The sequence below is a fragment of the Methylacidimicrobium sp. B4 genome, from assembly GCF_017310545.1.
In the GTDB taxonomy this organism is placed as follows: domain Bacteria; phylum Verrucomicrobiota; class Verrucomicrobiia; order Methylacidiphilales; family Methylacidiphilaceae; genus Methylacidimicrobium.
In genome coordinates this window covers 1,409,546-1,422,087 of the sequence record NZ_CP066203.1, presented here as the reverse complement: position 1 = coordinate 1,422,087, position 12,542 = coordinate 1,409,546, and the positions used below count along the sequence as shown (strand labels likewise).

Sequence of the window (12,542 nt, the reverse complement as noted above, 5' to 3'; positions counted from 1 at the left end):
GAGAAGAGAAGCGAAAAAAAACGGATCGCACAAGTCGAGCGGCCGCGCGAAGCTGAGGAAGAAAGAAAGCATGGCAAGGAAGATTCGCGTTCTGCCCGAGGCTCTCGCCTCTCAGATCGCCGCCGGAGAGGTGGTTGAGCGGCCCGCATCGGTGGTCAAGGAGCTCCTGGAAAATGCGCTCGATGCCGGCGCGACCGAGATCGATCTGGTCACCCAAGGCGGCGGCTCCGCCCTGATCCAGGTCTCGGATAACGGTTGCGGCATGGGAAGGGAGGATGCGCTTCTCTGCCTGGAGCGCTACGCGACGAGCAAGCTGGCGCGCTTCGAGGACCTGACGCGGCTGCATTCGTACGGCTTTCGCGGGGAGGCCATTCCGACGATCGCATCGGTCAGCTCCTTTCTCCTCCAGACCCGAGAAGAGGAGGAACCGGTCGGGACCGAGGTGAGGGTCGAAGCCGGAAAGTTGCTCTCGGTGCGGGAGATGGGGAGAGATCGGGGCACGACCGTTCAAGTCCGCTCTCTGTTTTCCCATCTCCCCGCCCGCCGCCGCTTTCTCCGCTCCCCCTCTCGGGAGCAGGTGCACCTGCAGCGGCAGCTCGTCCTCGCAGCGATCGCGCAGCCGGCAACCACGTTTCGCTTCCGACACGGGAGCCGCGGAGAGGGGACGGTCTGGCCGGCGGCGGCCGCCCGAGAAGATCGATTGGCCTCCATCTTCGGGACCGAATGGATCGAAGCGCTCCTGCCTGTGCATGGGGATCGGCCCGGCCTCGCTCTTTCCGGCTTCCTGAGCCGTCCGGGCATCGGACGGCCGAGCCGGGAAGAGCAGTTCTTCTTCGTCAACCGGAGGCCCGTGGAAAGCCGGATGCTCTCGTCAGCTCTCCAGGAGGGCTACCGCCACTCGCTCCTGCGGGGCCTCTACCCGACGGCTGTCCTCTGGCTCGAGATTGATCCCGCCCGGATCGATCCCAATGTTCATCCGGCCAAGCGGGAGGTTCGCTTTTGCGAGGAACGGGAAGTTTGGAGCCTGGTCGTCGACGCGGTCGGCCAGAGCCTGGGCCGGTGGCCTTCAGTCGCTTTCCCCGCACCCGCTTTCCCCGAAGCTGTGACCGAGAGGGCCCCTGCGATCTACCGGTTCGCAGATCGGGGGGTCTCCCCCCGGTTCCGGGAAGACGAAGCCCCCCCTGCGCATGCGATCCAGGAGGAGTTGCCTCCGCTGGTCGGACCCGGTCGTCAAGAAGGGGCGGACGATCCGAGGAAGGGAAGGCGTCCCCTCGGCGTCCTGGGCTCGCTCTACCTCCTGGTGGAAACGGGTGGGGGACTGATGCTGGTCGATCAGCACGCCGCCCACGAACGGGTTCTCTTCGAGAGGCTGCTCTCTGCCTGGGAGAGCGGTGCGGGCGGCATGCAGCCCCTTCTTCACCCGGTCGTCGTGACTCTGCCGGCGCGGGATGCCGCAGCTTTGTGCGAGGAGCTTCCGGTTCTGCATCGCCTGGGGTTGGAGATGAATGAGATGGGTGGGGGTGCCTTTTCGGTGGAGTCGGTCCCGGCCCGGTTGTCCACCCTTGACTGGGTCCCCTTCGTGCAACGGTTGGCCGCCGATCTGGCGTCTCGAAAGGGACCCTGCGCAATCGGAAGAGCGGAGGCGGAGACACTGGCCGGGATCGTCTGCCGAAGGGCGGTGAAGGCCCATGACCGGCTCTCCTCCGAGGAGGTGGAGCGGCTGCTCGCGGACCTCTTTGCCTGCCGGAACCCCGATACCTGTCCCCATGGGCGCCCGACCTGGATCGAGCTCTCCTACGGAGAGCTGGAGCGTCGATTCGGGAGAGCCGGCTCCCCCGGCGGCTGCGGTTTTCTCGGATAGCCGCCTACTCGACGACGGTAACGGGAGTGCCGTCCTGAACGAGCTCGAAGATCTCGGAGGCGAAGCTCTTGGGCAGACGGACGCAACCATGCGAAGCGGCGAACCCGGGAAGGTAGCCGCCATGAAGCCCCACACCGTCCGAGGTGATCCGCAAGAAGTTGGGCATTTCGGCCGCTTCATAGTGCGTGCCTGGAGGCGGACGCTGCCCGATCACCGCGTTGCCGTCGACGATTCGGCCCGTGGTATTGTCGACGAAGCAGCCGTAACGGCTCGAAAGGTGGTTGCGGTCCTTCTGAATGACGGTGAATCGACCCATGGGTGTCGGATGGGTGGCATTCCCGGTGCAGATGGGAGCGATGGCGGCGAGCTTCTTCCCTTGGTAGACGTAGAGCTTCTGCGCTCGCACATGGACAACCAGGGAGGTGATCTTCTCTGAGGGAATCAGCTGCGACCAGATTGCCGCGAGGATCCGGGGAGAGGCTTGCGGCGCTACGGGCCGCACCGGGATCGCGACCCGAACCGGTAGCTGGCCAGCGGAGGGTGGCTTCGGATGGAGCCGCATCTCCCGCTCCTGATCCCGGCGTTCCACCTCCAAGCGCTTTCGCTCGCGCTCCGCGATCTTCCGCATCTCTTTCTCCTGCCGCGCCTTCTCTTGCTCGGCCCGCTTTTCCAGCCTGCGGAGCGTCTCGGCGTCGACCCCGTCGCTCTCCATCGGGGCGGCCGAGGGGAGAGGGGGATCGGCGAGGACCGTGCTCGCCAGCGCCTGAAGGGAGAGTGTCAGGACGAGGGCGAGGGGCACCCTGCACCGGCGGGAAACACGGAAGGCGGACATGGGGAGCAGGGCTAGACGTTGAAACGAAACTCGATCACATCGCCGTCCGCGACGACGTAGTCCTTGCCCTCGACGCGGAGCTTCCCCGCTTCCCGGAGCCGGGGAAAGGAACCGTACCGGTCCATGTCCTCGAACGAGGCGCATTCGGCCGCGATGAATCCGCGCTCGAAGTCGGAATGGATCACCCCGGCCGCTTGTGGGGCTCGATCCCCGGCGCGGATCGTCCAGGCCCTCGCTTCCTTTTCGCCTGCGGTAAAGTAGGTGCGAAGGCCGAGCAGATGGTAGGTCGCGCGGATCAGGCTTTCCACGCCGCTTTCGGAAACGCCGAGAGTCTTGAGGTAGGAGCGTCGCTCATCCGGAAGGAGGTTGGGGAGCTCGGCCTCGAGCTGAGAGGAGAGAACCACGAGCTCGGAATCGCTCCGGCCTCCCAGGAACCGCGCGATGGCCTCGACTCGAGGGTTCTTGACTCCTTGGGCAAGCTCCTCCTCTCCCACGTTGCATGCGTAGAGCGTGGGCTTCATCGTGAGAAGGGTGAAGGGCCGCAGAGCGTCCCTTTCTTCGGCCGTCCATCTCTCGGAGAAAAGCGGGGCGCCCCGGTTGAGGATCTCCATCGCCCTCTCCAGCAGCTCATTCCGAAGTGAGGCGCGTGCGTCCGTGCGGGGTGGGCCTTTCCGGCTCTTCTCCCGCTGACGGTCCAGGGTGGCCAGATCGGCCAGAGCGAGCTCCGTGTGAATGACCTCGACATCACGGACCGGATCGATCGAGCCCGCCACGTGATGGACCTCCGCACCCACGAAGCAGCGGACCAAGTGGATGACGGCGTCGACCTCGCGGATATGCGCGAGGAACTGATTTCCCAAGCCCTCTCCCTTGCTGGCACCCGCCACGAGCCCTGCGATATCGACGAGCTCGATCACGGCCGGGATCACGCGTTGCGAGCGGAAGAGCTCGGCGAGCCGATCGAGCCGAGGATCGGGCACCTCGACGACGCCGACGTTGGGAGCGATGGTGCAGAAGGGGTAGTTGGCCGCTTCCGCCTTGTGGCTTTTCGTGAGGGCGTTGAAGAGCGTGCTCTTCCCCACGTTGGGCAGTCCGACGATTCCGGCGCGCAACATACCGTTTGCTGCTCTATGAGATAAGCGATTTAGCCAGAGGAGGCAATTCCTTCCTCAGCGATGGCTGCTTGCGTGGAGGAGCGCTCTTGGAGAGAATGATCCGCCGTCGATGGCGGCCTGGCTCAGGCTGCCGGAAGATCAGGAGGAAAGACGACATTGGACCGGATCGTGCTCTTTGGTGGTTCGGGATATGTGGGAAGCGCCTTCCAGCGGTATCTTCGCCGCCGGGAGCTCCCCTGCGTCGCACCTTCCCGCAAGGAAGTCGGCCTGCTGCACCCCGAATCCATCGCCCGCCTTCTCGACGAGGTCAAGCCGACCTTCCTCATCAACGCAGCCGGATATACGGGCCGACCCAATGTCGATGCGTGCGAGGACCATAAGGACGAATGTCTCCTGGGGAACGCGGTTCTTCCCGGAGTTCTGGCGCGCGTTTGCGCGGAGCGGGGGCTTCCCTGGGGCCATGTCTCCTCGGGCTGTCTCTACACGGGCGATCGGGGGGCCGGGCCGAATGGGGAGCGGCTCGGTTTCCGGGAAGAGGATCCCCCCAACTTCTGCTTCCGAACCAACAACGGCAGCTTCTACAGCGGAACCAAGGCGCTTGGGGAAGAAATCCTGGCGGACGCCGGGAGCTGCTATCTCTGGAGGCTCCGCATTCCTTTTAGCGAGGTAGATTCATCCAAGAACTATCTGACCAAGCTACTGCGCTACGACCGGCTCCTCGACGCCCGCAACTCGCTCTCGCAGCTCGACGACTTCGTTCGGGCGGCCTTCGAATGCTGGGAGAGGCGCGCCCCCTTCGGGATCTACAATGTCGTCAACCCGGGGTCGGTGACGACGCGCGAGGTCATCGAACTGCTGAAGGACTCTCCCTTCGGCCGGAAGCTGGTCGCCGCGGGCAAGCGCTTCGTCTTTTTTTCGGGTGAGGAAGAGTTCCGAAAGGTGACGCGCGCCCCGCGCTCCAATTGCGTGCTCGATAGCGCGAAGCTCCTGAGCCTCGGGATTGTTCTGGAAGAGGTTCACGAAGCGGTGGCGCGCGCGTGGAACCAGTGGCAGCCCGAGGCGGCGACGTAGGGAGAAAAGACCGGTGATGGAGCAAACGGGTCGTTGGCTGGTAACGGGTGGGGCCGGATTCATCGGGTCGAACTTCCTCCATCTTCTTTTTCAGGAGGGACCGCGACCGGAGAGGGCGGTGACGCTCGACAAGCTCGCTTACGCGGGAAGAAGGGAGAACCTGACCGGTCTCCCCGATGCAAGCCATGAGTTCGTGCAGGGCGAGATTGGGGATCGAGCGCTCGTCGGCCATCTCTTGCGGGAGAATCGGATCGAAGCCATCGTCCACTTTGCGGCCGAAACCCATGTCGATCGGTCGATCGAGAGCGCAGAGCCCTTCGTCGACACCAATGTCGTCGGATCCTGGCGCCTCCTCGAATCGGCGTGGAGCTACTGGCGGGAGCTCCGAGGGAAAGAACGGGAGCGCTTTCGCTTTCTCCATGTCTCCACCGACGAAGTCTACGGGTCGCTCGATCGGGAGGAAGCGCCGACCCGGGAGGGAGCCCCATACGACCCATCGAGCCCTTACTCCGCGTCGAAGGCGGCGTCGGACCATTTCGTGCGGGCCTACGCCAAGACCTTCGGCTTCCCCGCCATGGTGACCCACTGCTCGAACAACTACGGGCCCCGGCAGTTCCCGGAGAAGATGATTCCGCTCATGATCCTCAACCTCTTGGAGGAAAAGCCGCTTCCGGTCTACGGGGATGGCCGCAATCGGCGGGACTGGCTCTACGTCGAGGATCACTGCCGGGCTCTCCGCGAGGTGCTCCTCCGGGGAAAGCCCGGAGAAACCTACCATATCGGCAGCGGCGCCAGCTGCTCGAACCGGGAGCTCGTGGAACAGCTCTGCGATCTGATGGGCGAGATCCAGCCCCTCCGCTCGGATCGATCCTACCGCGACCGGATCACCTACGTGAGCGACCGTCCTGGACATGACTTCCGCTACGAGGTCGATTCGAGCAAGATCCGGCAACAGCTGGGCTGGAAGCCGCAAGAAACCCTGGAAGACGGGCTTCGCAAAACGATCGCATGGTACCGGGAGAATGGGGCTTGGTGCGAGGGGGTCCGGAGGGACGGTTTTGGGCGGGAGCGGCTGGGAGTCCTTCGAGGCTGATATGGGAGAGCGAAGAGGCATCGTACTCGCCGGGGGGCTCGGGACGCGTCTCTATCCAGCCACCCTTTCCGTAAGCAAGCAGCTCTTGACGATCTACGACAAGCCGATGATCCACTATGCCCTGTCGGTTCTCCTGCTCGCCGACATTCGCGAGATCTTGATCATCTCGACTCCGCACGATCGGCCTCTCTTTGAGCGGCTCCTGGGGGACGGAGCGGCGCTCGGCCTCCGCTTCTCCTACGCGGAGCAGCCGCGCCCGGAAGGGCTGGCGCAGGCCTTTGTGATCGGGGAGAAGTTCCTGGCAGGGCGACCCTCCTGCCTCGTGCTCGGAGACAATCTTCTCTATGGGCACAGCCTGAGCGGGACCCTTGGCCGGATCTCTGCGGCTTCCGAGGGAGCGACGATCTTCGCCTATCGGGTTTCGGATCCCACCGCTTATGGCGTCGTCGAGTTCGACGAGAGCGGCCGGGTGCTCTCGCTGGAGGAAAAGCCCAAGCGGCCCAAGTCGGCCTATGCGATTCCCGGCCTCTACTTTTATGACGGAAGAGCGTCGGAATTTGCCCGCTCCCTTCTCCCTTCGGCTCGGGGGGAGCTCGAGATCACGGATCTCAACCGCCGCTACCTGGCGGAAGGAACCCTCCGGGTGGAGCAACTGGGCCGAGGGATCGCCTGGCTCGACACGGGAACCCACGATGCGCTCGCCGATGCGAGCGCCTTCGTCCGGGCGATCGAGCACCGGCAGGGATTGAAGATCGCCTGCCTGGAGGAGATCGCTTGGAGCAAGGGGTGGATTGACCGCGAAGCCGTGCTTGCCCAAGCCGGGCGGATGGGGAGCTCGGCCTACGGGGACTATCTCCGGAAGCTCGTGGAGGAAGAAGATCGGACAGCTGCGGGGTCTTTATGAGGAGAATTCCTTTGCTCGACTTCGGACGGACCGCTCCGGAAGAAAGAGCGCGGCTGGCAGAAGCCTTTCACCGCGTGCTCGGAAGCGGACAGTTCATCCTGGGAGAGGAGGTGGCCTCCTTTGAGAGGGAGTGCGCGGATTTTCTGGGCGTGACACATGCGATCGGGGTCTCCTCTGGCACTGACGCGCTGCTCCTCTCGCTCGCGGCTCTGGGGATTGGTCCCGGCGATGAGGTCATCTGTCCGGCCTACACCTTTTTTGCCACGGCGGGCTCGATCGCCCGGACGGGGGCGAAGCCTGTCTTTGCCGACTCCTGCCCTGGCTGCTGGAATCTCTCTCCGCAGGAGGTCGTGCGGAAGCGGACTCCGAAGACCCGGGCGATGATTCCGGTCCATCTTTTCGGCCAGCCGGCGGCGATGAACCCGCTGCTTGGGCTGAGCCAGGAAACCGGCATGGCGCTGATCGAGGATGCGGCGCAAGCCTTTGGGGCCCGCTCCGAAGGCGCACCGGTGGGCGGAAGAGGACTCTTGGGCTGCTTTTCGTTCTTTCCGACGAAAAACCTGGGGGCCTTGGGCGACGCGGGCCTTGTCACGACGCGGGACGAAGCGCTCGCCGAAAAGATCCGCGCCCTCCGCGTTCACGGCTCCCGCGTCAAGTATCGGCACGAATGGATCGGAGGGAACTTTCGCATCGATGCCTTGCAAGCGGCGTTTCTTCGGGCGCGACTGCCGAACGTCGGCGCTGCGCTGGAGATGCGCCGGAGGAATGCCGCCCTTTATGAGGAGGCGTTTCTGAGGAGCGGTGCGGCCGCCCCTTGTCCCGATCCCTGCTGCTGCCACGAGGAGGAGACGGCGGCCCCGAGGGGTGGATACCCGGTTCTCTTACCGCGCAACGCTCGGGGCGAGCACACCTGGAACCAATACGTGATCCGCTATCCGGCGGACCGGGACGGCCTTCGCCAGTTCCTCTCGGAAGAAGGGGTGCAGACGGAGGTCTACTATCCCTTGCCGCTCCATCGGCAGCCCTGTTTTCTTGACAAGGAGCGAGAAGTCGAGGAGCTTCCGGTGGCCGAGCTTCTCGCCCGTGAGTCGCTCGCCCTTCCGATCTTTCCCGGCCTGACGCCCGACGAGATCCGCCGCGTGGTCGATCTCATCGTTCGTTTTGCCTTGCGCCCGGTCAGGACGGCGTAGAAGCGGAGTGGCGCCCGTCGCTTCCGGCCTTTCGCGAGAGGGAAGAGCACCGATGGCAGCCATGCGAGCCCAGAGGCAATCGCCCGTGGAGCGGGGTGGAATCCATTCTTCCCCGTTCTGGCGAGGAATTTCTCTCCGGACCGCGTCGGCTTGGCTCCTTCTTCTCCTCTCGATCTGGCTCGGGGAGCTCCCCTGCTCTGCCCCGGCTCTCCCGGCGACCGATCCGAACAGCCCTCCCGGCCAGGTGCCGGTCGAAATCAACGCCCAGGAGACCCACTTTGTCGGGGGAATTGCGACCGCGGTGGGGAATGCGGTCGTCCATTACGGAGAGACCACTCTCTACGCCGATCGGGTCAGCTTCGATAACCGGACGCGCAACATCTTCGCCGACGGGAACGTCCGTGTCTACACGGGCGAAAAGATCTTCCGAGCCGCACACATGGTTTTCAACATCGATACCAAGGCGATTACGGCGAACGACTGGGGCTCGGTCGACCTTCCGCTTCTGGCGAGTGGGGAAAAGCTCACGACACCGGAAGCCGATCATTATCACGTCGATCACGGCATGTACACGGTGCAGAATCGAGAGCATCCCTCGCTCCAGGTAAAGTCCCGGACGATGGATATCTATTCCGGGGACCGGGTTGTCATGCGTGACGTCGTCATTTACGTAAGCCATGTTCCGATCCTCTGGCTTCCCGCCGTCAGCCAATCGCTCGACAGCGACTCGGAAACCATCTTTTTTACGGCCGGAGACAATGCCTACTGGGGCTGGTTTGCCTCCATCCTATACACGTGGAAATTTAACCAGGAGCTCTCCGCGCGGTTCAACTTGACCTACTATCAAGACCGTGGCATCGGGCTCGGCGGCCTCGCTCGGTTTCGGCCCAAGAACGGCTATGCGGATTTGCGCTTCTTCGGCTTGCCTTACGACTACGGCTATCTGCTCAACTACTCCTCGCTCCCTCGCTACGACGTGGGCCCCAATCGACTGATGGCGAGCCTGCAGCAGCGGTACGAGCTCGGCCAGGATCTCACGCTGACAACCGATTTAAACTATTGGACTGATCCTTATATCATGGAGGACTTTTTTTACGGACTCTATCCCTACAATCGGCAGCCAAACGACGTAGTCTGGCTCAACTACTATCATACCGGCTTCACGCTCGACCTCCTCGTCCAAGATAACCTGATGTCCTTCTTCAACGGGCTCAACCGTCTGCCAGAGCTCGACTTCGAAACGAATCGCGCGAAGATCTTCCATAGCCCGATCGCTTACGAAAGCCGCTGGAGCATGGTCAACTTCGAACAGCAGTTCTCCAACTTGAATCCGCTGACCGGGAATCTCTTCGGGATGTACTACCCCTGGTTCCCGCTGAATCGGTTTTATCAGCAGCAGGGGCTGGGGAACGCCTACCTCCTCAGCAACTATGGGGGCTGGCGCTGGGACACCTTGCAGCAGATCTCCTACCCGAGGGAGTATTTCCATTGGCTTTCCCTCACCCCCCGTCTGGGCGTCGAGGGAACCTACTGGTCGGATCAGAACGTCTACGGCAACGCGTTCAATGCGCCGATGCCACTGATGAACCAATCGCAGCTCACCTTCGATCGTGGCTTGCTCATCGCAGGCCTGGATGCATCGTTCAAGCTGTCGAAGACCTGGAGTGACGTGGAAAACGAAGCCTTGGGGATCCATGGCTTGCGCCACGTGATTCAGCCCTTTGCCACCTTCCAGTATATTCCGAACCCCTACGGCAATCCCTACGACATCCTGGGATTTGACAGCCTCATGCCGACGATTACGCCTTCGCTCATCAATCCGATCGACTATCCATCGGTCGACTCTTTTTTTGGCATGACCTACCTGCGCGCGGGGATGACCCAGCGGATTCAGACCAAGCGCAACGGCCAGAACTACGATCTGGCGGAGCTGACCCTCTTCACGGATGCGAACTGGGACCGGAAATACAACACCCTTCTCATGCCGACGACCGATACGGTGAACGAGGTCTATGGCACCTTCGACTTCAGGCCCGTCCCCTGGTTGATGTACCACGCCGATCTGGCACTACCGACGTATGACCAAGGCTTTACCAATATCAACAACAGCGTGTCCTGGAACTTTCACAAATCGAACATGATCACGGTCGGCTACCAGTACCTGAATCATGTGACCATTCCGAGCAGCTTTTTTCCGGTTCAGCAGATCGGCGGCGGGTATCTCCCGATCAATAACTTGCCGCCGATCCTGGCGCAAATTTCTCCCAACATACAGAGCAGCATCTACCTGTCGGATTTCTGGAGGATCAATGAGAATTGGCAGGTGAGCGGGAGTTTGTTGTACATGAGCGAAGTTGGCGCGGTGATCATGAAGACGATCTCGATCTATCGGGATCTGGGGGACTGGATGGTTTCGTTCAATTTCCAGGATTATAGTTTTCCGGGAGCCCAGTCGATCATCATGGGTTCGATCGGGGCGACCTTGAAGGCGTTTCCGTCGCTCAAGCCCAATTACAGTTTCGGCAGCCAGTAGGCGAAGGCTAAGGCTCGATGCCCGTCGGCTTTCCATCGAGCGTGCGCGCGTTCTTCTCGTGCCAGTAGCGGCGGATCCCTTCCTCCCCCCTGGCTTCCGCCCACTCCGGAAGCGTTGGCCGGTCTCGTTCATACCGAAGGAAGGGAATGCCGAAGCCACAGGAGGTCGTGACCAGGTCGACACTCACGTCGATGATCTGACGCGCCCCTGCAAACGGGGGGAAGAGTCGGGAGAGAGCGACCCACTCGGAATCGCGTGGATGGATCGCCCGCCCCCGGCCGAAAAGGCGGACGATGCGCGGAGGACCCTCAAAGGCGCAGAAGAGGATCGTGATCCGTCCGTCTTCCCGGAGATGAGCGGCCGTCTCGTTCCCGCTCCCCGTCAGATTGAGCCAGAGCACCTGAGAAGGGGAGAGGACGCGGAAGGTGTCCAAGCCTTTGGGCGAAAGGTTGATCCGGCCTTCCACGGCCGCGGTCGCTACGAAGAAGAGCTTCTGCGCGACGATGAAGTCGATCAGCTCCGTGGAGAGGTGTGCGTATCGTTTGCCCATGAGGGAAACGAGCCATAGCGGATGAGCGCAGACAAGCGGCAGATTGGCCGTCGAAGCCGCTTACTCGAGTTGTGTATCGTCCTTTCTGTAAATTCTCTTCCAGCCGCTGGCTGGCTGGTTTGCCCAGCGCAATCATGATGCCATGACTTTGACAAAGGAGCGTAACGATCATGGTAATGCGAGTCGAAACAAACCCTTTGGAAGCAGCCTATGCGGTGCTACTCGAGCATGGGCTGGATGGCGCAGGCGAAGCCTTGCGCATTTTGGTGAATGAAGCGGCCAAAATTGAACGGGTCGAGTTTCTCGGCGCCAGGCCCTACGAGCGCACCGCAGCCCGGCGCGACTGGGCCAACGGTTATAAGCCCAAGACGGTGCTGACCAAGCTGGGCGAGCTCACCTTCGAGGTACCGCAAGTGCGTTCTGGCGACTTCTATCCTTCTGCGCTCGAGAAAGGCACCCGCACCGATCAGGCGGTGAATCTGGCCTTGGCCGAGATGTACGTCCAGGGCGTCTCCACCCGGCGGGTGATCGACGTGTTGCAGCGGCTCTTGGGGCCGGAGATCAAGCTTTCTTCAGCCCAGGTCAGTCGCGCTGCCGCCAGACTCGATGAAGGGCTCAAGGCCTGGCGGGAACGCCCGTTGGGCGAGGTGCCTTATCTCTTTCTGGACGCCCGCTATGAGAAGGTGCGCCTGGAAGGACGGATCGTCGATTGCGCGGTACTGATTGCAGTGGGTATCGAGGCAACGGGCAAGCGCCGGGTGCTGGGCTGCGAGGTGGCTACATCGGAAGCGGAGATCAACTGGCGCCGCTTCCTGGAAAGCCTCCTTGCCCGTGGATTGAAGGGGGTCAAGCTCATCGTTGCCGACGACCACGCGGGACTGAAGGCCGCGCGCCGTGCAGTGTTGCCTTCCGTGCCCTGGCAGCGCTGCCAGTTCCACCTGCAGCAAAACGCCGGTCAGTTTGTCACGCGCCAAGAAGCGAAGAAGACCGTTGCCCGGCAGCTGCGCACGATCTTCAATGCGCCGGATCGAAGCGAGGCCCAGCGGCTGTTACGGGAGGCGCTTGCGCAATGGCGCACGGAGCATCCCAAGCTCGGGGAGTGGGCTGAGGAAGCCATACCAGAAAGCCTGACCGTCTTCGACTTCCCTGTCGAGCACCGCGTGCGGCTGCGCACCACCAACGGCCTGGAGCGCATCAACCGGGAACTCAGACGCCGCACCCGGGTGGCAAGCATCTTCCCCAATCCCGAATCGTGCCTGCGGCTCATTTCCGCCCTGCTGGCCGAACTCGACGACGAGTGGATGACCGGCAAGGTCTATCTCAACCCCAACCCGTAACCCAGGCATCATGATCTGCTGCGCGGAAATTTACAGAAAAGGAGTTGCACCATCCT

General features: G+C 62.5%; 10 protein-coding genes. 7 read left to right on the top strand and 3 right to left on the bottom strand.

Translation table 11 applies throughout. The annotated features are described in order from the left end of the window. The first annotated feature begins 70 nt into the window (after positions 1–70). Positions 71–1,861 carry a DNA mismatch repair endonuclease MutL gene (gene mutL, locus MacB4_RS06805; protein WP_206863141.1) on the top strand — a complete coding sequence of 597 codons (1,791 nt, stop codon included), beginning with the start codon at positions 71–73 and terminating at the stop codon, positions 1,859–1,861. 4 nt (positions 1,862–1,865) lie between these two features. Here mutL and MacB4_RS06800 read toward each other — a convergent pair whose 3' ends face one another. After that, the gene (locus MacB4_RS06800) at positions 1,866–2,660 is read right to left on the bottom strand and encodes a L,D-transpeptidase family protein (RefSeq protein ID WP_242529155.1); all 795 of its coding nucleotides are present in this window, start codon (positions 2,658–2,660) and stop codon (positions 1,866–1,868) included. A gap of 44 nt (positions 2,661–2,704) precedes the next feature. Continuing rightward, positions 2,705–3,808: a redox-regulated ATPase YchF gene (ychF, locus tag MacB4_RS06795; RefSeq protein ID WP_206863139.1), complete on the bottom strand. Its 1,104-nt coding sequence runs from the start codon at positions 3,806–3,808 to the stop codon at positions 2,705–2,707. Between the two features lie 156 nt (positions 3,809–3,964). On the opposite strand from ychF, the gene MacB4_RS06790 reads away from it, so the two are divergent. Genes MacB4_RS06790 through MacB4_RS06770 form a run of 5 tightly spaced genes read left to right on the top strand, consistent with a single transcriptional unit; the run spans position 3,965 to position 10,599 of the window. Further along, complete coding sequence (locus MacB4_RS06790; protein WP_206863138.1) at positions 3,965–4,879, top strand: sugar nucleotide-binding protein; 915 nt, start codon at positions 3,965–3,967, stop codon at positions 4,877–4,879. Positions 4,880–4,895: 16 nt separating this feature from the next. Continuing rightward, on the top strand, positions 4,896–5,972 hold the full coding sequence (rfbB, locus tag MacB4_RS06785) for a dTDP-glucose 4,6-dehydratase (RefSeq protein ID WP_206864975.1): 1,077 nt from the start codon (positions 4,896–4,898) through the stop codon (positions 5,970–5,972). A gap of 1 nt (position 5,973) precedes the next feature. Continuing rightward, a complete protein-coding gene (rfbA, locus tag MacB4_RS06780; RefSeq protein WP_206863137.1) occupies positions 5,974–6,876 on the top strand; it encodes a glucose-1-phosphate thymidylyltransferase RfbA in 903 nt (300 codons plus the stop codon). Continuing rightward, positions 6,873–8,066, top strand: coding sequence for a DegT/DnrJ/EryC1/StrS aminotransferase family protein (locus MacB4_RS06775; protein ID WP_206863136.1), 1,194 nt, complete (start codon positions 6,873–6,875; stop codon positions 8,064–8,066). The genes rfbA and MacB4_RS06775 overlap by 4 nt, the downstream gene beginning before the upstream one ends. A 52-nt stretch (positions 8,067–8,118) precedes the next feature. Beyond that, entirely contained in the window at positions 8,119–10,599 is a 2,481-nt protein-coding gene (locus MacB4_RS06770; RefSeq protein ID WP_242529154.1) for an LPS-assembly protein LptD, read from the top strand. Positions 10,600–10,606: 7 nt separating this feature from the next. Here MacB4_RS06770 and MacB4_RS06765 read toward each other — a convergent pair whose 3' ends face one another. Continuing rightward, positions 10,607–11,149: a pyridoxamine 5'-phosphate oxidase family protein gene (locus MacB4_RS06765; protein WP_206863135.1), complete on the bottom strand. Its 543-nt coding sequence runs from the start codon at positions 11,147–11,149 to the stop codon at positions 10,607–10,609. Positions 11,150–11,319: 170 nt separating this feature from the next. Between MacB4_RS06765 and MacB4_RS06760 the strand changes: the two genes are divergently transcribed. Beyond that, positions 11,320–12,486 (top strand): IS256 family transposase, encoded by a 1,167-nt coding sequence (locus tag MacB4_RS06760; RefSeq protein WP_206863134.1) that lies wholly within the window; start codon positions 11,320–11,322, stop codon positions 12,484–12,486. The last annotated feature ends 56 nt before the right edge of the window (positions 12,487–12,542 follow it).